Below are 23,277 nucleotides of genomic sequence, written 5' to 3'. Positions count from 1 at the left end.
CCTTGGATCTCGACGCTGTACCGGATTGATGATTCTGAAGAATAGGAACACGCCAATGAACGTAGTCATGGTGCTCAACTACAAGGCCCCCAACGAAACCATCAGTTGTGTGGAGAGCATCCTCAAGCACTGCCCGTCCATCGATCACGCGGTGGTGGTGGACAATGATTCCCAGGACGGCTCCATCGACGTCCTGCAACGCTGGCAGGCCGACAACGGCCTGAGCCAGGTCACCGTGCTCGCCAGTCCGCGCAACGACGGCTATGCCGGTGGCAACAACTACGGCATGCGCTGGGCGCTGGACAACCTGGCGGTCAAGCATTTCTGGGTCGTCAACAACGACGCCTACGTCAAGGACGATGCCTTCGCTCCGCTGCTGGCCGAGCTGCAGCGCGCGCCCAAGACCATCGTCGGCTCGGTGATCCTGAGCTCCCAGACCGGTCGCCTGGAATGCTATGGCGGCGGCATCCTCTATCCGCTGCTGGGCAAGTCCAAGCTGCTGGGCAAGGACATCGCCGTCAGCGAAATCCCCAAGCTCGACCGTGAACCCGACTACATCATGGGTTGCAGCATGGCCTTCTGCGCCAGCCTGCTGACCGAGATCGGGTTCATGGACGAAGCCTACTTCATGTATTCCGAAGAGGTGGACTGGCAGTACCAGGCCAAGCGCAAGGGCGTCGCCCTCAAGGTACTGCGGGAGAGCCAGCTCTATCATTACGGCTCCATGAGCTCGGGCGGACGCAGTGCCTTCTATCACTACTTCCGCAATCGCGCCGCGACTCGCTTCAATCGCAAATTCCATGGCACGCCCTACGCACTGGTCTCCGCCGTGCTGCTGTCCGGCATCACCGTGCTCAAGGAATTCAAGAATCCGAAACTGGCCTGGTCCGGTGTCAAGGGCGCCTTCAAGGGAGCGACGATGCATGTCTAACCTACGCACCCAAGCCTTTGGTATCGACTTCTTCACCGGTACCAAGGACGAGCTGATGAGTTCGATCAGCCAGGATATCCACCGGCCCTACAGCTACATCGTCACGCCGAACATCGACCATGTCGTGCAGCTGCAGAGCAACCCCGACATGCGCGAGTCCTACCAGCGCGCCGGCAAGCGCATCTGCGACAGCCGGATCCTGATGCCGATCCTCAAGTCGCTGGGAGTGGCCGTACCCGAGGTCATCACCGGCAGCGATCTGACCCTGAGCATCCTGCGCAAGGCCAATGACGAGCGCCTGTCGGTGGTGCTGATCGGTTCGAGCGAGAATGACGTGGGCAAGCTGCGGCGGATGTATCCGCACATGCAGCTGGCGCACTACAACCCGCCGATGGGCTTCATCAACGATCCGCTGGAAACGCAGAAATGCGTCGACTTCGTGATGCAGAATCCGTCGGAGTTCATCCTCTATGCCGTCGGGGCGCCGCGTCAGGAAAAGCTCGCGCGGCAGATCGACAGCAGCAAGCGCACCGGCGTCGGCCTGTGCATCGGCGCGTCCATCCTGTTCGCCGTCGGCACCGTCAAGCGGGCGCCGCGCTGGATGCAGAAGGCCAAGCTGGAGTGGCTGCACCGGATGTGTTCGGAGCCCAAGCGACTGGCCAAGCGTTACGTGCACGATGCGGTGAGCATCCTGCCCATCTATCTCAAGGAACGCAGCAGTCGACGCACCTGAGTGGCTGCCCCGCAGCGTTCTCAGCCGCAAGGAAGATGACCACCGGACACCCAGTCCGGTGGTCCCGTCTGGATGGGTAGGTCTATGAGCATTCTCCGTAAAAGTACCGTTTCCTTCGTTCTCCTGGTTCCGTTGCTGATCCTGCACCTGGACGTGTTCGGCGAAAGTCCGCACAACCCGGTCGGCATCCTCTATCTGAACGAGTTGTACCTGGCCATCTGCATGGCCTTCACCTTCTTCTACCTGCTGACCAGCATTGGTACCCAGCAGCGCGAATTCAAGATCCTGATGACCTACGCCGTCTATTCGTCGGTGGTGTTCATCGGTCTGCCCGCGATCTTTTCCTTCCTGTTCTACGGCCAGCCGCTGGTCTACGGCCTGATCGAGGAGCGGCGGATCCTGTTCAGCTTCGGCTTCGCCACCCTGATGTTCCTCGGGCGCAACATGAGCGCCTCGCAATTCGAGAAGGCCCTGCTGATCACGGCGCTGCTGGCCGCTGTCATGGCCTGGATGTTCAAGTTCGGCGTGCTGCCGGACCTGCGTGACAAGCAGTCCTCCTTCGACCGCCCGGACCGTTCCTCCATCGGTGCGCCGGCGCTGTGCCTGGCCTACTTCTACTGCATCCAGACCTGGAACAAGGGCATCTCGCCGATCGATGGCTCGGCGCGCAGCAAGACCGTGCACATCGTGCTGGCCATGGTGTTCCTGCTGACCCTGGTGTTCGGCACCCAGACCCGGCAGCTGATCGTGCTGGCGCTGGTGTTCACCGTGTTCTGCCTGAAGAGCAAGTCGATCGTCTGGATCTGTGTCTCCACGCTGCTGCTGTCGCCCTTCTTCATCTTCCCGGACCTGATGAAGGTGCTGGGGTTGAATCTGGACTTCTATGCCCAGTCGGTGCAGGACGGCCCCACCGACGGGGTGCGCGAGCAGACCATCGGCTACATCTTCTCCCACCTCAGCCAGAACCACTGGTTGCCCAGCGGCTCGTTGTCGCTGATGTGGAACAACGGCTTCATCCCCTACTTCGGCGAGTACTTCTTCCTTTCCGACGTCGGCGTGTTCGGCACCCTGTTCCGCTTCGGCTTCCTGGCCTTCATCATCATCCCGGTGTCGCTGTTCCTCTACTATCGCTGGGCGAAGATGCTGCACCCCGATACCGGTTTCGTGGTGACCGCCACCCTGGCCCAGCTGGTGATCTGGCCGCTGGCCGGCTTCTTCGAGTACCTCCAGGCCACCATCTGCTACCTGATGGTGATTCAGGCCCTGCGCGCGCTGCACCACTACAGCTCCGCCCCGGTCCAGGAGACCTACGTCAGCAGCCCTTACCCGCGTCCGAGCAGCCAGCTGGCTCGCCCGGTCTGATCCCGCGTGCCGCCCGGCGTCGGTCGGGCGGCCTCAAGGAGTTTTCACCCCCACGATGTCGATGATCAAAAACAGCACCTGGAACATCCTGGGTGTCGTCATTCCCAGTGCCATCGCGCTGCCCACCATGGGCGTGCTGTCGCGCCTGCTCGGTGTCGAGCAGTTCGGCCTGTTCACCCTGGCCTTCGCCATCGTCGGCTATGCCACTCTGTTCGATGCCGGCCTGTCGCGGGCGGTCATCCGCGCCGTCGCCATGCACCATGGCGACAAGGGACTCAACCGGCTGGTCATGGGCACGGCCACCGGCGCCGTCATCGGCCTGAGTCTGCTGGCGACGCTGCTGCTGTGGTTCGGCGCGGGCAAGGTGGTGAGTCTGCTGCACGTCTCGCCCGAACATTTCGACAATGCCGTGGCCGGCTTTCGCTGGCTGAGCCTGTGCGTGCCGCCCTTTCTGCTGGCGACGGTCTGGTTCGCCTACCTGGAAGGCAACGAGCGCTTCGGTGAATTCAACATCCTGCGGACCTTCTCCAACAGCCTGCTGGCGATCGCGCCGCTGATCGCGGTGCTGATCGAACCGAGCTTTTCCGCCACGGTGATCGGTCTGGTGCTGGCGCGGGTGGTGTCCATGGCGCTGGCCTACTGGCCGTTGCACAAGGACTTCCCGGAAGGCATCCGTACCTTCAAGGTCGAGGTGTTCAAGGAACTGCTGAAATTCGGCAGCTGGATGACGGTGAGCAACATCATCAGTCCGCTGATGGTCTACTTCGACCGCTTCGTGCTGTCGCACATGGTCGGTGCCAGCCGCGTGTCCTTCTACACCGCCCCGGCCGAAGCGGTGTCGCGGATGCTGATCATCCCCAATGCCGTGGCCCGGGTGGTGTTCCCGCTGCTGAGCAAGAGCGGCGACGACGCCGCGCGCCAGGCGAACAAGGCCTTCTGGGGTCTGCTGCTGATCAGCCTGGCGATGGTGCTGCCGATCCTCATCCTGGCGCCCTGGATCATGACCGTGTGGATGGGTCCGGAGTACGGCGGCGATGCCGCGCAGATCCTGCGCATCCTGGCGGTGGGGTTCATCTTCAACGCCCTGGCGCAGATTCCCTTCGCCAAGATCCAGGCCCGCGGCCATTCGCGCACCACCGCGATGATCCACCTCGCCGAGCTGCTGCCCTACCTGGGTCTGCTGGTGGTCTGCATCCAGCATTTCTCCATCATGGGCGCCGCCATCGCCTGGACCATCCGGGTCACCGTGGACTACCTGGCGCTGGAATACTTCGCCCGGCGCACGCCGCCGCTGCAACCCACGCCGGTCTATCAGCAGAGCTCCTGAGGGCGCTCTGCTCAGACGAACTTACGCAACACACGAGAGGTGCTGTCCGTGTCACGAGTGAAACGTCGTATCGGTGGTGGCCTGCTGGCCACCGTATTACTGTCCGCGGCGCTTTATGGCCAGGCTCAGCCACAGCCGGCGACAGCCAAGGTGGATCTCATCGGCATCAACCTGTCGGCCGCCGGCTTCGCCGGCCAGGTGCTGCCCGGCGTGGAAGGCACCAACTACTTCTATCCCACCGAGGATTACTTCCGCCGCTACGCGGCCAAGGGCATCCGCTTCATCCGCTTCCCCTTCCTCTGGGAGCGGGTGCAGCCGCAACTGGGCGGTGAGCTGGACCAGGCCCAGGTCGCCCTGCTGCAGCGCACCCTGGACTTCGCCGACAAGTACGGCATCCGGGTGATCCTCGACCTGCACAACTACGCGCGCTATCGCGGCCAGCTGATCGGCTCGCCCCAGGTGTCCTATGCCAGCTACGCCGATGTCTGGAAGCGCCTGGCGCTGACCTTCCAGAAGCATCCGGCGCTGTACGGCTACGATGTCATGAACGAACCCCACGACACCCAGGGCCTCTGGCCGCGGGCAGCGCAAACGGCCGTGGATAGCATCCGCACCGTGGACATGAAGACGCCGATCTTCATCGCCGGCGACAGCTGGTCCAGTGCCCAGCGCTGGCCGCAGGTGAATGGCGACCTGCTGATCAAGGATCCGGCGGACAACCTGATCTACGAGGCGCACATCTACTTCGACGAGGACTCCAGCGGCAATTACGCCTCGGGCATGAAGGGCGTCCATCCCATGATCGGCGTGGAAAGAACCCGCCCCTTCATCGAGTGGCTGAAAAAGCACAATTTGCGCGGCTTCATTGGCGAATATGGGATACCTGCACACCCGCAGTGGCTGGAAGCCATGGACAATCTGCTCAGCTATCTGGGCGAGCAGTGCGTACCCAGCGCCTATTGGGCGGCCGGTCCGGGCTGGGGCGACTATCCCCTGGCCATCGAACCGAAGAACGGCGCGGAGAAGCCCCAGACGGCCCTGCTGGAAAAACACCTGAACAAACATGACTGCCAAGTCATAGGACCTCGTTAGCGGAGATGTGACAGATTTCGAACGGCGTCACCTTTTTCCGCTCCGGGGGCGCTGAACTCGATGGCCAAGGGCCAGTCCTAGACCAGCAGACTCAGGTGCTCGTACAACTAAAAGCTGAGACCCGAGTTCTCTCGCCGCTGGATAGGCTGGCCGCATGGAATCCAGTCCAATGTCGAGGACCGTTATGTCTCGCGAAGGAACACCATGAATAACCGGCTCGTTGCTTCTACCTTCCGATTTATTCCTCTTGCTCACACTCAATCAGCAATCAAGGACGAATGACATGAAAACCAAATTTACCGCTCTGGCCTTGCTGTCCGGCATCGTCCTGCAGGGTTGTGCCTACTCCCCGGGTCAGTACCTGGATCAGGACGACCTGAAGAGCGATCCAAGCATCCAGGGCACCAAGGTCCAGCTGATCCCGATCACCAGCTCGCTGCTGATGAGCCAGGATTCCGCGGCCCTGTCCAAGGCTCCCGACCTCAAGCCCCTGCTGGACTACAAGCCGCAGGCTTACCGCGTCGGTGCGAGCGACCTGCTCTACATCACCGTCTGGGATCACCCCGAACTGACCGCTCCGTCCGGCGCCCAGCAGCAGCTGGAAGCCAACGGTCGCCTGGTACGCCCGGATGGCACCCTGTTCTACCCCTACGTCGGCACCGTGCGCGCCGCCGGCAAGACCCTGGAAGAGATCCGTACCGATATCTCCCGCCGTCTGGCCACCTTCATCGACAATCCCCAGGTCGACGTCAGCGTGCTGAAGTTCGGCAGCCAGAAGGTCACCATCTCCGGCGCCGTGAACAAGGGCGATGCCATTCCCCTGACCACCAAGCCCATCACCCTGGTGGAAGCCCTGGGTCAGGCCGGCGTGGCCAACACCGGTGGCGCCGATCTGACCGGCGTGACCCTGGTGCGCGACGGCAAGGAATACCGCCTGGACACCGACAGCCTGAACCGCAAGGATTCCAAGCTGTACGGCATCTACCTCAAGGACGGCGACAGCCTCCACCTGCCCTACAACGACGCACGCAAGGTCTATGTGGTCGGTGAAGTCCGTGCTCCGGCAGCGGTCAGCTACAAGATCACCAACCTGAACCTGATGGAAGCCCTGAGCCAGGCCGGCGGCATCCAGCAGGAAACCGCCAACGCCGATGCCGTCTACGTCATCCGTGGCCCGGAAGACCTGAAGGCCCCGGGTGCCACCGCCCAGGTCTTCCACCTGGCGGCCAAGAACCCCACCGCCTATGTGCTGGCGCAGAACTTCCATCTGCAGCCGCAGGACGTGGTCTTCGTCGGCCCGGCCGGTATCACCCGCTGGAACCGCTTCGTCAGCCAGCTGCTCGGCTCGACCAACATCCTCTCCACCAGCGCCAACCTGAACAGCAGCTTCAAGTAACAGCGCTCGCTTGCCGTCATGCCGGTTACCGCCGCGCATGACGGCAATTCCTCTGACGTTCCGCTCCACCCCGCCTGCCTTTCCCGCGCCAACGCCCCCGCTCAAGAGCCTGAAACCCGCCGCCTAGACGCGCTTTCCGGCAGATCATTAATTATCTCGATACCTATTAACCCCCTAATTGCTGCCGCTCGGCTTGCCATAGGCAGTTTTTCGTCACGCTTTTGCGTAATGTAGCTAACCTGATACCGAAGTCGGGCACGTTTAAGGACTGGGTGTGGCGTCAGGCAAGGCAATGAGAGCAGGGTCCCGCTTCGGTTGGTGGCGCCGGCTGACGGTAGGGCTACTGGGCTACCTGTCCCTGTTGGGGACGGCCCTGGCGGCACCCGCCAGCGTGGCTTTCTGGTATGCGGAAAAGCCGCCAGTGGCCGAACTCGCCCAGTTCGACTGGGTGGTACTCGAACCCGGCCATGCCAGCGCCGCCGATGTCCGTGCCCTGCACGAGGCCGGTACCCAACCATTCGCCTATCTGTCCATTGGCGAATTCGCCGGCGACGCGGCGGCCTTGGAAAAGGCCGGCCTCAGCGCCGGTGCCAGCCCGGTGGCCAACAAGGCCTGGGGCAGTCAGGTGATGAACCTGGCGTCGCCGGTCTGGCGTGCCCATCTGCTCGACCGCGCCGCCCAACTGGCCAAGACCGGTTACACGGGGCTGTTTCTCGATACCCTCGACAGCTTCCAGCTGGTGGCCGAAGACCAGCGCGAAACCCAGCGCCTGGCGCTGAAGAGCCTGCTGGCCGAACTGCACCGCCGCCAGCCAGCGCTCAGGCTGTTCTTCAACCGTGGCTTCGAGGTGCAACCGGAATTGCCCGGGGTGGCTGCCGCCATGGCGGTGGAATCCCTCTACGCCGGCTGGGATGCCGGCAAGAAGACCTATCGCCCGGTCAGCGAGCAGGACCGCGAGTGGCTGAAGCCACGGATCGAGGCGGCGCGCAGTGCCGGCCTCCCGGTCATCGCCATCGAGTACCTGCCGCCGGAACAGCGTGAGGAAGCACGGCGCCTGGCCAAGCGGCTGCGCGACGAAGGCTATGTGCCCTATATCACCACCCCCGACCTCAACACCCTGGGCATCAGCTCGGTAGCCCTGCAGCCACGCCGGCTGGCGCTGCTCTACGATGGCCGCGAAGGCGCCCTGCGCCAGTCGGCGGTGCATCGTTTCCTCGGCAGTGCACTGGAGTACCAGGGCTATCGCCTGGACTATTTCGATGCCTCCAAGCCGCTGCCCACGGCCTGGCCTGGCGCCCTATACGCCGGGGTCGTGGTGTGGATGACCAGCGGTCCGCCACCCAATTCGCGGGCGTTCAACGACTGGATCGGCCAGCGCCTGGATGAAAAGACCCCCCTGTTGATCCTCGGCGGTCTGCCGCTGGACAACGAGGCCCTGCTCAAGCGAATAGGCCTGGGCGTCAGTCGCAAGCCGCTGCCCGACGGCCTGACCCTCAAGGTGCTGGACCCTGCCCTGGCCGGCAACTTCGAGGCGCCGGTCAAGTTGCGGACGCGTGACCTGCCCGCCGTACAGACGCTGCCCGGTGGGCCGACCCCGGTGGTCAGCCTGAGCGGTCCGGGCGGGACCTTCGTGCCCATGGGCGTGGCCCCCTGGGGCGGCTTCGCCTTCGGCCCCTATGTCATGGAAGACGGCCCCGAAGCCAGTCGCTGGATCATCGATCCCTTCGCCTTCACGGCGAAGACTCTACAGCTGCCGCCCCTGCCGGTGCCCGATCCGACCACGGAAAACGGTCGACGCATCGCCACCGTGCACATCGACGGTGACGCCTTCGCCTCCAAGGCGGAGATTCCCGGCGCGCCCTTTTCCGGCCAGGTGGTGCTGGAGCAGTTCATCCAGCCGCATCCCTTTCTGACCTCGGCCTCGATCATCGAAGGCGAGGTCGGCCCCAAGGGCCGCTATCCGGAGCTGACCGCGCAACTCGAGCCCATCGCCCGTCGCCTGTTCGCCGATCCCAAGGTGGAAGTGGCCACCCACACCTTCAGCCATCCGTTCTTCTGGCAACCGGCGGTGGCCGAGCAGAGCGAGAACTTCGAAGCCCAGTACGGCTACATGATGCAGATTCCCGGCTACGACAAGGTGGATTTCACCCGGGAGATCGTGGGTTCGACCCGCTATATCAACGAGCGCCTGACCACCCCGCAGAAGCCAGTGAAGATGGTGTTCTGGTCGGGTGACGCCCAGCCCGATGCGGCCACCCTCAAGCTCGCCTACGACAACGGCCTGCTCAACGTGAACGGCGGCAACTCGCACATCACCCGGGCGCAGCCCTCGGTGAGCGGTCTCTATCCCTTCATCCGCCCCACCCCGGGCGGCCTGCAGTTCTATGCGCCCATCATCAACGAGAACGTCTACACCAATCTCTGGCGCGGTCCCTACTACGGCTTTCGCGATCTGCTCTATACCTTCGAGCGAACCGAGCACCCGCGCCGGTTGCGCGGGCTGCACCTCTATTACCACTTCTACTCGGGCACCAAGCAGGCGTCGCTCAAGGTCATGGAAGAGATCTACCAGGGCATGGCCGCCGAACATCCGCTGTCGCTGTGGATGAGCGACTACCTGAGTCGCCTGCGCGGCTTCTATACCGCCAGTCTCGCCCGGGAAGACGATGGCAGCTGGTCGATCAAGGCCCTCGACGGCTTACGTACCCTGCGCCTGGATCCGCGCCTGGGTTGGCCGGACCTGCAGCGCTCCAAGGGCATCGCCGGGGTCCGCGACCTGCCGCAGGGGCGCTATGTCCACCTGGCCGGCGCTCAGGCGCGGCTGGTCCTGCGTGACAGCCGCGACCCCACCCCCGCCCTCGAAGAGGCCAACATTCCGCTGCAGCAGTGGGACTACCTGTCGCCGACGCGCATCCGCTTCGCCTTCGCCGGGCAATTCCCGCTGGAGCTGACCCTGCGCGCGTCCTCGGCCTGCGAGCTGCGGGTCGGTCGCGAGCGCTACAAGAGCCAGCCGGGTGCGGCCGGACTCCAGACGTTCAAACTTCCGCTAACACGAGTGAGTGACGGTGAGATCGTCTGCGGCTAAGAAAACCCGGCTCCTGAGTGGTTGGACGCTGCTGGGGGTCGCGCTCCTCACCGCACTGGTGCTGGTGCTGACCTTTCATGGCAAGCAGGTCTTCCTGCCCGGCGAGGAACCGGCCGACCAGGTGTCCATCAGCTACGCCCAGGTGCTGCTCAAGGCGACCCCGGACGACACCGGGCTGCGCATGAAGCTGATCGACCAGCTGATCGCCCTGGGGCGCATCGACGAGGCGCGGCGGCAACTGCAACTGCTGCCGAAACCGCTGGCGTCGACCCCCTTCTATGCCCTGGAGTTGGACATCCTGCAGGCGGAAGCCCAGCCGCAAGGCCTGGCCGACGCCGATCGCGAGCGCCTGGCACAACGGCTGAGCGCCCTGGACGTGGCGACCCTCAGCACGCCCCAGCTGCAACGGGTGGCCGAGCGCGCCCTGCAACTGGGCGATCCGGCCACGGCGGCGCAGCGTTATATCGAACTGGCCCGTCGCGATCCGCCCCGGCGCCAGCAATGGCTGGAACAGGCGGCACGCTGGAGTCTGGCCGGCGGGCGTCAGCAGGAGGCCGCGCGCCTCTATCTGCGCCTGGCCGATCTCGCCGATTCGGCCGAACAGCGCCAGGGCTACCGGCACCAGGCCTTCGATGCCTGGCTCGCCGCCGGCCAGGGCGCCGAAGCCGCCGCCCTGCTGGAACAGGAACTGCCGCGGCTGCAGGCCGATGCCACCGGTCTGGCCTGGCTGCAGGCCGGGGTGGCCGCCGCCCAGGGCAGCGGGCGCCTGGACCTGGCCCAGCGCCTGATCGATCGCTGGCGCGAGTGGCAGCCGGACGACCCGGCCGCCCTGGAGGCCGCCTACCGGCTGGCCCTGGGCCGAGGCGACACCGAGCGCGCCTGGGAAGAGGGTCATCAACTGCTGGCGCTGCGTCCGGACGATGAAAAACTGCTCGCGGAACTGGCCCAGCTGGGCGAATGGACCGGGCATATGGACGAAGCCCTCGACCTCTGGTTGCGCCTGCTGGCACGCCAGGACGATCCGCAACGCCGCGATCATGCCTGGAAGCTGGCCGCCCGGGCGTTTCGCTTCGATGCCGTGGTCGAGTTGCTGGCCGAGGCGTCGCGGCAACGGCAGCTGGACAAGACCGAACTGGATGCGCTGATCTTCGCCTACGAATCCCTGGGCGATCCCGCCGCCGAGGAGCGCTGGCTGCGGGACTACCTCCGGCGTCAGCCGAAGCAGCGCCTGGCCTGGGAGCGGCTGCAGCAGCTGCTGGCCCGTACCGAGCAGGGCGACGCCGAAGTCGAAGCCTGGGCGGCGTTCAGCAAGAGGTTCCCGCTGACCAACGCGGAGTATCTGACCTGGGCCGGCACCCTGTGGGAGTTGTTCAAGCCTGAAGAGGCCTGGAAGGTGCTCGAGGGCATGCCGGCCAAGCAGCGGCAGGGCGTCGACTACTGGCGGCTGCGGGCGGAGCTGGCCTGGGAGCTGGAACGCGACGGCGAGGCCCAGCTGGCCTTCGAACGCCTGGCCACGATTGACAAGGGCCTGACCGCCAACGACGAGGATCGCCTGCTGGCGATCTATCTGCGCACGGCGCCGCGCAAGGCGCTGGCCCTGTTGGAAAAGAGCTGGGAAAAGAGCAAGAACCAGAAGCGCCTGACCGACGCCCTGCAATGGGCCGAGCAACTCAAGGACACGGCGGCGCTGGAGCGGCTGCTGGCCAGTGCCGCGCGCGAGCCGGCCTCGGCCGACAATCCCGCGGTCTGGCTGGCGCGCTCGGGGCTGGACTTCCAGCGCGGGCGCATCGCCCAGGCCGAAGAGGGCTATCGGCAGGCCTTGCAGCGCTTTCCGGATGACGACCGCTTCCGCGAACGGCTGCTGTGGCTGCTCATCGACCAGAATCGCCAGACCGAACTGGCCACCCTGCTGCGCGACTGGAAGGGCCGGGCCCGGGACAGCGATGTGCTCTGGCTGCCCTTCGGCAGCGGTCTGGTGCTGCTGGGCCAGGCGGAAGAGGCGCTCGGCTGGTATCGCCGCTACCTGGACGCCCATCCCCAGGACTGGCTGGTGCAGGCCGCCTACGCCGACGCCCTGGACGCCGCCGGTCACCAGGACGCGGCGCTGCGACTGCGCAAGGTCGTCACGCCGCACCTGGCCAACGACGAGGTGCCGGCCACCCCCGAGCGCTATGCCACCTACCTGCGTCTGCTCTCCAGCCTGCGCGGTCCCCAGGCGGCGCTGGCCCAGGCGCGTGCCTGGCAGGATGGCTCGCCGAGCATGCTGCAACTCTGGTTCGATCAGTGGCTCGACGCCCTCAGCCAGAACAACGACGACGGCCTCAAGGGCGAATGGCTGGCCTGGGCCAAGAGCCGTGGTCTGAAGGTGCGCCAGTACGAGCAGTTGCAGGAAGTCCTGCGCCGGCAGAATCGCGGCGAGCTGGAAAAGCTGCTGGCGGCCGGCGACCTGGATCCGGCGCAGCGTGTCGAGGTGCTGCAGCGCCTCGGCCATGCCGGCGACGCCCAGGCCGCGGCGCTGACCGCCGCCGGTGACGAGCCGCCGGAGGTCATCCAGCGGCAGCTGCTGCGCCAGGCCACCGAGCAGGCCGAGCGCACCCCCAACGGCGTCCAGGCCGGCTGGGAACGCCGCGACTATGGCGGTCTGATCGAACAGGGCACCGAGGTGCGCGCCGCCCGGCGACTCAGCGATGACATCTATGCCGATGTCCAGCTCAAGCAGAATCGCGTGGAGAGCAGTGGCCTCAAGTCCGATGCCCTGGGCAACGAACACCAGATGCTGCTCAAGGTGCTGAAGAACCTGGCCGATGGCGGTCTGGAAACCACCGTCGACGCCAGCCAGCGTTCGGACAGCAATCGCCTGGGCCTGGGCGTCGCCCGCACCTGGCGTATCGATGGCAACACCGAGATCGAAGCGGCCCTGGACTGGCACCGGCAACCCGACGAGAGCGGCTATCTGCGCGCCCTCGGCCGGCGGGATAGCGTCAGCCTGGCCGGGCGCCACAACCTCACGCCACGCGACCAGCTGAGCTGGCGAGCGGCGCACAATCGCTATTCCAGTCGGGACGGCGATGCCCTGGGCAGCGGCTTCGCCTTCAACCTGGAGCTGAGCCACATGATCTTCTTCGAAGGTCCCACCTGGCAGGTGCGCAGCGGCATCACCTATCAGCAGAACAGTGCACGCAGCACCCTGCCCGCCAGCGTCACCCGCTACCTGCAGCCGCTGGCCGGCAGTGGCGAGAACGGCGAGGTCACCGCGGCCGACCTGGAAGCCCTGGGCGGCACCCAGCTGTTGCAGGATCGCTATGGCCAGCTCTATGTCGGCAGCAGCTGGCGGCGCGGCATTCCCGGTTCGCTCAACCGCACCCATCCGCAGTACAGCTGGCTGGTGGACACCCTGGTCGGCTGGCAGTGGACCGAGCGCGAATTCAACTACGGTTTGAATGTCGGCCTGGGCATGGTAGTGCTCGGCGACGACGAACTGGCGTTCACCGCCGGCTACCAGTCCGCGCCCCAGGGCAGCGGCGGTCAGGCCGGCAGCACCCTGGGCATTCAATACAGCAATCGAATCGGTCGCTAGACCGCTTCAAGGGAGAGACCTCATGAACATCACGCGTCTGCTCGTCGCCAGTGTCGCCACCGTGCTGCTGGCCGGCTGCTCGAGCTTTACCCGACCCAGCGGCGAGGCCCTGCCCAAGGATGCCCGCTGGGGCCTGGTGCCCCTGGCCAACTATGCCCAGGCGCCCATGGCTGGCGATCGCGCGGCGCAGATCCTGGTCAGCGTGCTCGGCGAGCGCGGCATCCGCCCGCAGGTCTACGACGACAGCCAGGGTGGCAATCCCACCGACGACGAGAAGGCCCGCCAGCGCGCGGCCCTGGACTGGGCGCGGCAGCAGAATCTGCAATACGTGCTCACCGGCAGCGTCGACGAGTGGCAGTACAAGAACGGCCTGGACGGCGAACCGGCGGTGGGCGTGACCCTGCAGGTCGTCGAGCCGGCCAGCGGTCGGGTGGTCTGGAGCAACAGCGGCGCCCGCTCGGGCTGGTCGCGCGAGAGCCTGGCCGCCACCGCGCAAAAGGTCCTGCGCGGCACCGCGCAAGAGCTGCAGCTGCGCTGATGGCCCTGCAATCCGTCCACAAGGACTACACCCTGGCGCCCCGCGCCAGTGGCCGCCTGTCCTGGTTGGAAACCCTGCTGGTCACGGCGGCCGCCCTGGGGCTGGGTTTCTGGCTGGTGCCGGAAGATCCCTTGATGGTCGGCCTGGCCTTTCCCTGGGTGGTGTTCGCGCCCATCCTCATGGGCGTGCGCTACGGCTTCATGCGCGGCCTGGTGAGTGCCAGCCTCTTGGTGGTGGCGCTGCTCTATCTGCATCGCCAGGGCTATCCGGCCTACGAGGAGATCCCGCCGTCCTTTATCGTCGGCGTGCTGCTCAGCGCCATGCTGGTGGGCGAATTCCGCGATCTCTGGGATCGGCGCCTGGAACGCCTGGACCTGGCCAACGACTATCGCCAGCTGCGCCTGGACGAATTCACCCGTGCCCACCACCTGCTGCGCATCTCCCACGATCGCCTGGAACAGCGCGTCGCCGGCAACGACCTCAGCCTGCGCAGCTCCCTGCTGGACCTGCGGCGCCAGCTGCGCGAGGTGCCGCGCGAACAGGATGCGCTGCAGGCCCTGGCCGAACCCATCGTCGGGCTGCTGACCCAGTACGGTTCGCTGCGGGTGGCGGGGCTGTACCGGGTCGACGGCAATGGCCGGGTGGATCGTCGCGCCCTCGCCAGCCAGGGCGAGATGCCCGGCATCGATCCCGACGACCTGCTGGTGCGTCTGACGCTGGAGCGCGGCGAGACCCTGAGCATCCGCCAGGCGCTGCTGGAGCGCGGCGAGACCCAGCATTCGGCGCTGCAGGCCTGCGTCCCGCTGCTGGATACCGAGGAACGGCTGCTGGCGGTGCTGGCCATCGAGCAGATGCCGTTCTTTTCCTTCAACGAACGCACCCTCAATCTGCTGACCATCCTCGCCGGCCACATCGCCGACCTGCTGGGCAGCGATCCCCAGGCGCTGGCCCTGGCCGACGACGACGCCCAGCAATTCTCCCAGCACCTCAAGCGCTCGCTGCGCGACGCCCAGCAGCACGCCCTGCCCGCCTGCCTGTTCTGCTTCGAGATGACCGAGGCCGACGGTGGCGAACGTGCCCTGGCGCTGCTGGAAGGCAGTCGCCGCGGTCTCGACCTGCAACTGCGCCTGACCAATCAGGCCGGTCACCCCTGCCTGCTGGTCCTGCTGCCGCTGACCTCTTCCGACGGCCTGGAAGGCTATCGCCGCCGGCTGCGCCAGCTGCTGGCCGAGCGCCATGGCCAGGACAGCACCCTGGAAAGCCTGGGCGTGCGCAGCCACGAGCACGAGCTGCTGCCCAAGACCCGCGCCCAGGAGTTGCGCGTCTTCCTGTTCAACGAGTGTGGCCTGCATGAACAGCAAGTGGCTGTTTAGCGGCGCCTTCGCCTTCGAGGCCAGCAGCTGGGCGCTGCTGTTCGCCAACCTGCCGGTGGCGGCGGCAGCCCTGGCCTTCGCCGCCGCCCATGCCGCCGGCAGCGCCCTGCTGGCAGGCGGCGCCTGGCTGCTGCTGCCCCGGCGCTACCAGCGGCCGCTGCCCTGGAGTCCGCTGTTTCTCTTTGCCCTGGCCTTCTTCATTCCGCTGCTGGGCGCGGCCGGGGTGATCGCCGCGGTGTTTCCGGCGCTCTATCTGCCGCGCAAGCAGCGCGAGATCGCCTGGGAGGCGCGCAGCGTGCCCAACCTGCCGTTCCGCCCGCTGGAGCGGCGCGAGGAGATGCTGTTCAGCGACGGCGGCCTGCAGGACGTCCTGCGCCATGCGCCCAGCCCCGACAAGCGCCTGACCGCGCTCTTCGCCACCCGCCGCATGCCGGGGCGCGACGCCATCCCCATCCTCAAGCTGGCCCTGCGCGATCCGGCCGACGACGTGCGGCTGCTCGCCTATTCGATGCTCGACCAGCAGGAAAGCCAGATCAACCAGCGCATCGAGACCCAGCTCGGCGAACTGGCCAGCACTCCCGCCGAGCGCCAGCCGGCGCTGCACGGCACCCTGGCCCGCGGCTACTGGGAACTGGCCTACCTGGGCCTGGCCCAGGGCAGCGTCCTGCGCCACGTGCTCGGCCAAGCCCGGGAACACATCGAACTGGCCCTGGCCGGGGAAGAAAACGAAGAACTGCGCATCCTCGCCGGGCGCATCGCCCTGGAACAGGGCGAGCCCGAGCGCGCCCTGGAATTCTTCCAGGACGCTGAAGCGGCGGGCGTGCCCCTGGCCCAGCTGGCGCCCTTCCGCGCCGAGATCGCCTTTCTACGCCGCGATTACGCGGTCATCCCGGCGCTGCTCGACAGCCTGCCGGCGGATCTGAAGAAGCGGCCGCCGTTCGCCGCCCTGGTGAAGTACTGGTTATGAAAGACGCCCCCGCGACCGTCACCCCCGATGTCTGCCTGCTCCTGGAGGGCACCTGGCCCTATGTGCGCGGTGGGGTGTCGAGCTGGGTCAACCAGTTGATCCTCGGCCTGCCGGAGCTGACCTTCTCGGTGTTCTTCATCGGCGGTCAGCGCGAGAACTACGAGAAGCGCCACTACGCCATCCCGCCCAACGTGGTGCATATCGAGGAGCATTTCCTCGCCGGCTCCTGGGTGCCCAAGGCGGCGCCCATCAGTCCGCGGCGCCAGGCGCCGGTGCAGTTGCTGCGCGATCTGCACGCCTTTCTGCACCACCCCGACGAACCCAGCGCCGCCCAGGGCGATGCCCTGGTGGACGCCTTCGCCCAGGGCAGCGTGACCCTGGACGACTTCATGTACAGCCGCGCCAGCTGGGAGGCCATCACCGAGGGCTACGAGCGCTATTGCACCGATCCCTCCTTCGTCGACTACCTCTGGACCCTGCGCGCCATGCAGGCGCCCTTGCTGATGCTGGCCGAGGCCGCGCGCCGCCTGCCGCGTCCGCGGATGATCCACTCCATCTCCACCGGTTACGCCGGCATGCTCGGCGCCATCCTGCAGCGGCGCTGGGGCTGCAACTTCCTGCTCAGCGAGCACGGCATCTACACCAAGGAACGCAAGATCGACCTGGCCCAGGCCAAGTGGATCGCCGAAGGCCCCGACGAGGCCCTGCGCACCGGGCTGGACGTGGACGTCAGCTACATCCGCCGGCTGTGGATCCGCTTCTTCGAGCGCATCGGCCTGCTCACCTACAAGGCCGCCGATCCGATCATCTCGCTCTATGACGGCAACCGCCGCCGGCAGATCCAGGACGGCGCCGATCCCGCGCGCTGCCGGGTGATCCCCAACGGCATCAGCCTCACCCAGTGGCAGGACGCCCTGGAGCGCCGCCCGGAAGGGGTGCCGCCGGTGGTCGGGCTGCTCGGCCGGGTGGTGCCGATCAAGGACGTCAAGACCTTCATCCGCGCCATGCGCGGGGTGATCAGCGCCATGCCCGAGGCCGAGGCCTGGGTGGTCGGCCCGGAAGACGAAGACGAGGAATACGCCGCCGAATGCCACAGCCTGGTCACCAGCCTGGGCCTGGAGGGCAAGGTGAAATTCCTCGGCTTCCAGAAGATCGGCGACATCCTGCCCAAGCTCGGCCTCATGGTGCTGACCTCCATCAGCGAGGCCCAACCGCTGGTGATCCTCGAAGGCTGGGCCGCCGGGGTGCCGGTGGTGAGCAGCGACGTGGGCTCCTGCCGCGAGCTGATCGAGGGTTCCATCCCCGAGGACCGCGCCCTGGGCACCGGCGGCAGCGTGGTCGCCATCGCCGATCCCCAGGCCACCGCCCGCGCCATCCTCGCCCTACTGCGCAATCCCGGCCGCTGGCAGGCCGCGCAGCGCACCGGCCTCGCCCGGGTCAATCGCTACTACACCGAGCCGCTGATGCTGGAACGCTATCGCGAGCTCTACCAGGACGCCATCGGGAGGGTCGTCTGACATGGCCGGCATCGGCTTCGAACTGCGCAAGATCCTCGCACGCGACTCCTACACCGCCACCCTGCGCGCCTATGTCTACGCCGGCCTGATCAGTTCCGGCCCCTGGGTGCTGTCGATCATCAGCGTCATGCTGATCGGCGTGCTGGCCACCGGCATCGTCACCCCCAGCGTGCTGATCCGCCAGTTCCTGGTCACGGTGACCTACCTCATGGCCAGCTCGCTGATCCTCACCGGCGGCCTGCAGCTGTATTTCACCCGCTTCGTCTCGGACCGGCTGTTCGAGGAGAAACAGACCAGCATCCTGCCCAATCTGGTGGGCATCCTGCTCCTGGTCACGCTGGTCGCCGGCGGCCTGGGCTTTCTGCTGCTGGCCACCCTGTTCGACCAGCCCTTCGCCTACCGTCTGCTGGTGCTGGCCAACTTCGTCACCCTCTGCGATCTCTGGCTGGTGATCATCTTCCTGTCGGGGATGAAGGCCTACAACCGCATCCTGGTGGTGATGACGCTGGGCTACGCCATCATGATCGCCGCCGCCTTCGTGCTGCGCTTCCTCGGCATGGACGGCCTGCTGATGGCGCTGCTGCTGGGCCACGCCGCGCTGCTGTTCATGTTTCTCTACGACATCATCCGCGAATACCCGGCCGACCGCCTGGTGGCCTTCGACTTCCTCGACCGCAAGCAGATCTTCATCAGCCTGCTGGTCACCGGGCTGTTCTACAACCTGGGCATCTGGGTCGACAAATTCGTCTTCTGGTTCAATCCGCTGACCTCCGATGCCGTCATCGGTCCGTTGCGCGCCTCCATCCTCTACGACCTGCCGATCTTTCTCGCCTACCTGGCCATCATCCCCGGCATGGCGGTGTTCCTGGTGCGCATCGAGACCGACTTCGCCGAGTGGTACGAGCGGGTGTTCAACGCCGTGCGCGGCGGCGAGACCCTGCAGCACATCAGCCAGCTCAAGGAGCAGATGATCCTGGCCATCCGCCAGGGCCTGCTGGAGATCTGCAAGGTCCAGGGCCTGACCCTGGTGCTGGTGTTCCTCCTGGCGCCGCAGCTCTTGGCCTGGCTGGGCATGTCGCACTACTACCTGCCGCTGTTCTACATCGACGTGGTGGGGGTCAGCATCCAAGTGGTGTTCATGGCGCTGCTCAACGTCTTCTTCTACCTGGACCGGCGCGACACCGTGCTGATGCTCTGCACCCTGTTTCTCGGCCTCAACCTGGCGCTGACCCTGCTCAGCATCGAGCTGGGTCCGAGCTTCTTCGGCTACGGCTTCACCGTCTCCCTGGCCTGTTGCGTGCTGCTGGGTCTGCACCGCCTGGACCGGGTGCTGGACGACCTGGAATACGACACCTTCATGCTCCGGCACTGAAGGCCGCCGGCACCGGACGAACGGTGTGACCCGCTCCCTCTGGAGGCGTCCAACACAGCTCATCCCTGCAGGACCCTGCCATGAATACCGCCGCCTTGCGCCTCGTGATCCAGACCACCCAGGTGCGCGCTCGGGACAGTGGCGAGGCCAGCCGCACCTTTGCCGACCAGGCGGCGCGTACCGCCAGCGCCGACGCCACCCGCGGCCCGGCCCTGGAGCGCTTCGCCAGCGCCTATGTCGACAAGGTGCCCGATGCCCTGGAAGCCCTGCTGCTGCAGGCGCGGGCGGTGGCCTTCGAGGCGCCCCTGACCGGGGTGCTGGAACGCGCTCTGGCCGGCTTCGCCCCGGCGGCGCTGGCCCAGGCACCCTCCGCCAGCCTGGCGCTGCTCGCGGCCGCCTATCGCCTCCATCGCCTGCTCGAAGGCCTCCAGGCACGCCTCGCCGCCTGGTGGGGCGCCGCCAGCGAACCGGCCACGCCCAGCCTGGGCAATCTCATCGCCCACCAGGTGCTGGGGCAACTCACCGTCGCCGCCCTGGAAGACGCCGTCGATGGCTGGCTCGACGACCTGGACGCCAGCGTCGAGGCGCCGCTCACCCAGCAGTGCTTCCAGCCGCGGCAACGGCGTGGCACCCTGACCACGGCCCGCCCGGCCCTGACCCTGAGTCGGCAACGCCAGCGCAGCGTTCGATAAAACGCACGTTTCGGCGCCTTTGGCGGCCGACTGTCAAATATATTGATAACCCTTCCGGGCCGGTTTAGGGTGGCTGCTCACCGCCATTAGCGAGGAGTCACCCATGAGCTTGCCCAGCCGCGCCGAGTGGGAGCAGCGCTTCCAAGGTCTCACCCTGGAAGGTCGCGCCTTCATCGACGGCGCCTATGTCGACGCCACCGCCGGCGCCACCTTCGACTGCCTGAGTCCGGTGGACGGACGTTTCCTCGCCAAGGTCGCCCGCTGTGACGCCGCCGATGCCGACCTGGCCGTAGCCGCTGCCCGCGCCGCCTTCCAGAAGGGCACCTGGGCGCACCTGGCGCCGGCCCAGCGCAAGCGCGTGCTGATCCGCTTCGCCGACCTGCTGCTGGCCAACGCCGAAGAACTGGCGCTGCTGGAAACCCTGGACATGGGCAAGCCCATCGCTGACGCCTTCACGATCGACGTACCCGGCTCGGCCAATGCCATCCGCTGGAGCGCCGAGGCCATCGACAAGCTCTACGACGAGGTCGCCCCCACGCCCCATGACCAGCTGGGCCTGGTGACCCGCGAGCCGGTCGGCGTGGTCGCCGCCGTGGTGCCCTGGAATTTTCCGTTGATGATGGCCTGCTGGAAACTCGGCCCGGCGCTGGCCACCGGCAACTCGGTGGTGCTCAAGCCCTCGGAGAAGTCGCCGCTGACCGCCATCCGCGTCGCCCAGCTGGCCCAGCAAGCGGGCATCCCGGCCGGGGTGTTCAACGTGCTGCCGGGTTACGGCCATGAGGTCGGCAAGGCCCTGGGCCTGCACGCGGACGTCGACACCATCGTCTTCACCGGCTCCACCCGGGTCGCCAAGCAGCTGCTGGCCTATTCTGGCGAATCCAACATGAAGCGCGTCTGGCTGGAAGCCGGCGGCAAGAGCCCCAACATCGTCTTCGCCGACGCCCCCGACCTCAAGGACGCCGCCGCGGCCGCCGCCAGCGGCATCGCCTTCAACCAGGGCGAGGTCTGCACCGCCGGTTCGCGCCTGCTGGTGGAGCGTTCCATCAAGGAAGAATTCCTGCCGCTGGTGATCGAGGCCCTCAAGGGCTGGAAGCCCGGCCATGCGCTGGACCCCGAGACCAACGTCGGCGCCCTGGTGGACACCACCCAGCTGGACACCGTGCTGCGCTACATCGAGGCCGGCCATGCCGAAGGCGCCACCCTGGTGGCCGGTGGCAAGCGCACCCTGGAAGAAACCGGCGGCGTCTATGTCGAGCCGACCATCTTTGACGGCGTGAGCAACGCCATGAAGATCGCCCGCGAAGAGATCTTCGGCCCGGTGCTCTCGGTGATCACCTTCGACACCGCCGAGGAAGCCGTGCAGATCGCCAACGACACCCAATACGGCCTGGCCGCCGCGGTCTGGACGCGCGACATCTCCAAGGCCCACAAGACCGCCCGTGCGCTGCGCGCCGGCAGCGTCTGGGTCAACCAGTACGACGGCGGCGACATGACCGCGCCCTTCGGCGGCTTCAAGCAGTCCGGCAACGGTCGCGACAAGTCGCTGCACGCCTTCGACAAGTACACCGAGCTCAAGGCGACCTGGATCAAGCTCTGATCCCTGACCAGCCGGGTCGTCATGACCCGGCTGGTGGCTGGCGGGGTTAGCGGTAGACGTGGTAGGTGGCGAACTTGCCCACCTCGAGATTGCCGCTCCAGCTGCTGATCACGCGTCTGGAGTCCCACTCGTACCAGTGCGGCCCGGGCCGATTGCCGACACCGGTTGAGCAATCGCCGTTCTGAACCCAGGCGCCGCGGAACTTACCACTCTTCCACCGTCGCTCCACCACCTGAACCGGTTGCACCCGATAGCCCGGCTGCACGCGAACGCTCCAGGTGAAGTTCGTACTGATCGAGCGATCCTGCTTGTAGCTGCCATCTACGCCGAGGATGCTCAGGTATTTGCCGACGAAGGGCAGCTTTTCCGGGTTGATCTTGACCCCCACTGACCAGCCGTAACTGGAGGTCTTGGTTTCGCCCCAGGCGTAGGTGCAGTCGATGGTGCCGGTACTCGAGCAGAGGAACACCGGTCCGCGCCAGATCCAGTCCTGCCAGGTATTGCGCGCCTGCTGGGTGGCGAAGGCGCGGGAACCATTGCCGAGAATGGCGGGTTCGCTGTGATTGGTGAAGCATTCGCCGGCCTGCACCAGACCGGTCGACAGCACGAAGCTGAGCGCCCCACCGAGCGTGGATTTCACAAGGCTGTTCATGACTTCAGTCCCTCAAAGTCCAAAGACATTTTCGATGGTGTTGCTCTGCGGGTGCTGCTTGGCACTCTGCGTCTGGCTCGCGGACAGGCTGTCGGCAGGGCGATCGACGGGCGTCAGCAGCAGCCCTGTCGCGTTATCGGGCTTACGCACCATCAGGGCATCGGCGTCGATGGTCATGCCCAGCGCCAGTGCGGCGTTTTCGCTGGCGATGTGCTGACCGGGCAGGTTATCGAAGATCACGCGTCCACCCTGACTCAGGGTATCGTTGATTTCCTTCTTGACGTTTCTATCAATCCGAACGTTGGGTCCGATCACCAGATAGTCATATTCGCCGGCGTTGACGATCCGGGTATCGGCTGTCTTCAATCTATTAAGAACGAAGCCCGTATTACCCACCACCTTGAGTCGCAAGTAAGGCTGATTACTCAAGGACTCCGCAGCCTGGGCAGTGGTACCCAGCAGGGTCGATAACAGCAGTACAGCTATAGGTTTCAACTTCATGTCAAACTCTCCTGTCACGGCAACTACAGAAACAGAAAGTCCTATGCACAGTGCCGAACGCATCCGCGAAGCCTTCAACCACGCGGATTTGGCAGGATAAGCAGGCAGCAACGAGCCCTTTATCGGAATGCATTCCGATAAAGGTTCTACTGTCGGAGCTCAAACGACCAATTACCATCCAGCAAAGATGACGGGAATAACGCAGTATCCATCCACCACGGACAGGCCACTGCGCTCGCCGTCCTTGGTAAGACTAGCCAGAGTTTTTTTCAACAAATAGTAACTATTACGCAGGCGACTCAGACAAGCTGCCGGGCAACTCGCTAGCTGTTTTGAAGTTGCTCTTTAATAAGCATATAAGAGATGACTTCTTCTTTCCGAAAAGCCAATGATCGTCAAATAGCGGTCGTTCTACTTAACGAAAGATCTGATAAATAAGACGATCGCCAAAACCTCGACAGCCGCATAGCAGCTGAACGATCGCTCAAAATAAATGTAACAAAATATTTCAAGGAAGCTGGCGGGCGTTGCCCATTGCTCAGCGAGTCGAGCGGGAGACCCAAAA

17 protein-coding genes are annotated in these 23,277 nt (G+C 65.6%); 15 read left to right on the top strand and 2 right to left on the bottom strand.

Features of this window, described 5'->3' with window-relative positions:
• Nucleotides 1–55 precede the first annotated feature (55 nt).
• From CFE50_RS00625 to CFE50_RS00555, 15 genes are all read left to right on the top strand, one after another.
• On the top strand, nt 56–931 hold the full coding sequence (locus CFE50_RS00625; protein ID WP_241808245.1) for a glycosyltransferase family 2 protein: 876 nt from the start codon (nt 56–58) through the stop codon (nt 929–931).
• On the top strand, nt 924–1,664 hold the full coding sequence (locus CFE50_RS00620; protein ID WP_027598147.1) for a WecB/TagA/CpsF family glycosyltransferase: 741 nt from the start codon (nt 924–926) through the stop codon (nt 1,662–1,664). Before CFE50_RS00625 ends, CFE50_RS00620 begins: the two co-directional genes overlap by 8 nt.
• A gap of 84 nt (nt 1,665–1,748) precedes the next feature.
• A complete protein-coding gene (locus tag CFE50_RS00615) occupies nt 1,749–3,026 on the top strand; it encodes a hypothetical protein (RefSeq protein WP_241808246.1) in 1,278 nt (425 codons plus the stop codon).
• Nucleotides 3,027–3,081: 55 nt separating this feature from the next.
• Nucleotides 3,082–4,353: a flippase gene (locus tag CFE50_RS00610; RefSeq protein ID WP_042135263.1), complete on the top strand. Its 1,272-nt coding sequence runs from the start codon at nt 3,082–3,084 to the stop codon at nt 4,351–4,353.
• A gap of 57 nt (nt 4,354–4,410) precedes the next feature.
• On the top strand, nt 4,411–5,445 hold the full coding sequence (locus CFE50_RS00605; protein ID WP_286730845.1) for a glycoside hydrolase family 5 protein: 1,035 nt from the start codon (nt 4,411–4,413) through the stop codon (nt 5,443–5,445).
• A 283-nt stretch (nt 5,446–5,728) separates the two neighbouring features.
• Entirely contained in the window at nt 5,729–6,841 is a 1,113-nt protein-coding gene (locus tag CFE50_RS00600) for a polysaccharide biosynthesis/export family protein (RefSeq protein WP_241808247.1), read from the top strand.
• Nucleotides 6,842–7,133: 292 nt separating this feature from the next.
• The gene (locus CFE50_RS00595; protein WP_286729556.1) at nt 7,134–9,926 is read left to right on the top strand and encodes a bifunctional glycoside hydrolase/polysaccharide deacetylase family protein; all 2,793 of its coding nucleotides are present in this window, start codon (nt 7,134–7,136) and stop codon (nt 9,924–9,926) included.
• Nucleotides 9,907–13,503 carry a tetratricopeptide repeat protein gene (locus CFE50_RS00590; protein WP_286729553.1) on the top strand — a complete coding sequence of 1,199 codons (3,597 nt, stop codon included), beginning with the start codon at nt 9,907–9,909 and terminating at the stop codon, nt 13,501–13,503. Before CFE50_RS00595 ends, CFE50_RS00590 begins: the two co-directional genes overlap by 20 nt.
• 22 nt (nt 13,504–13,525) lie before the next feature.
• On the top strand, nt 13,526–14,041 hold the full coding sequence (locus tag CFE50_RS00585; RefSeq protein ID WP_017639355.1) for a hypothetical protein: 516 nt from the start codon (nt 13,526–13,528) through the stop codon (nt 14,039–14,041).
• A complete protein-coding gene (locus CFE50_RS00580; protein WP_068384629.1) occupies nt 14,041–15,414 on the top strand; it encodes a PelD GGDEF domain-containing protein in 1,374 nt (457 codons plus the stop codon). The genes CFE50_RS00585 and CFE50_RS00580 overlap by 1 nt, the downstream gene beginning before the upstream one ends.
• A complete protein-coding gene (locus CFE50_RS00575; RefSeq protein WP_241808250.1) occupies nt 15,392–16,381 on the top strand; it encodes a tetratricopeptide repeat protein in 990 nt (329 codons plus the stop codon). The genes CFE50_RS00580 and CFE50_RS00575 overlap by 23 nt, the downstream gene beginning before the upstream one ends.
• Nucleotides 16,378–17,898, top strand: a complete 1,521-nt coding sequence (pelF, locus tag CFE50_RS00570; protein ID WP_286729548.1) for a GT4 family glycosyltransferase PelF — start codon at nt 16,378–16,380, stop codon at nt 17,896–17,898. The genes CFE50_RS00575 and pelF overlap by 4 nt, the downstream gene beginning before the upstream one ends.
• A 1-nt stretch (nt 17,899) precedes the next feature.
• Nucleotides 17,900–19,270 (top strand): exopolysaccharide Pel transporter PelG, encoded by a 1,371-nt coding sequence (gene pelG, locus CFE50_RS00565; protein ID WP_027598138.1) that lies wholly within the window; start codon nt 17,900–17,902, stop codon nt 19,268–19,270.
• 80 nt (nt 19,271–19,350) lie between these two features.
• A complete protein-coding gene (locus tag CFE50_RS00560; RefSeq protein ID WP_241808252.1) occupies nt 19,351–19,962 on the top strand; it encodes a hypothetical protein in 612 nt (203 codons plus the stop codon).
• A gap of 103 nt (nt 19,963–20,065) precedes the next feature.
• Nucleotides 20,066–21,559, top strand: a complete 1,494-nt coding sequence (locus tag CFE50_RS00555; RefSeq protein WP_241808253.1) for an aldehyde dehydrogenase — start codon at nt 20,066–20,068, stop codon at nt 21,557–21,559.
• A gap of 46 nt (nt 21,560–21,605) precedes the next feature.
• Here the strand turns inward: CFE50_RS00555 and CFE50_RS00550 are convergent, their stop codons facing one another.
• Both CFE50_RS00550 and CFE50_RS00545 read right to left on the bottom strand, forming a co-directional pair.
• Nucleotides 21,606–22,211, bottom strand: a complete 606-nt coding sequence (locus tag CFE50_RS00550) for a hypothetical protein (protein WP_241808254.1) — start codon at nt 22,209–22,211, stop codon at nt 21,606–21,608.
• Nucleotides 22,212–22,223: 12 nt separating this feature from the next.
• Nucleotides 22,224–22,712, bottom strand: coding sequence for a hypothetical protein (locus CFE50_RS00545; RefSeq protein ID WP_241808255.1), 489 nt, complete (start codon nt 22,710–22,712; stop codon nt 22,224–22,226).
• Nucleotides 22,713–23,277 lie beyond the last annotated feature (565 nt).

The organism is Pseudomonas sp. PGPPP4, assembly GCF_002256045.1.
Lineage (GTDB): Bacteria > Pseudomonadota > Gammaproteobacteria > Pseudomonadales > Pseudomonadaceae > Chryseomonas > Chryseomonas oryzihabitans.
This window is presented reverse-complemented; position numbering and strand designations above follow the sequence as displayed.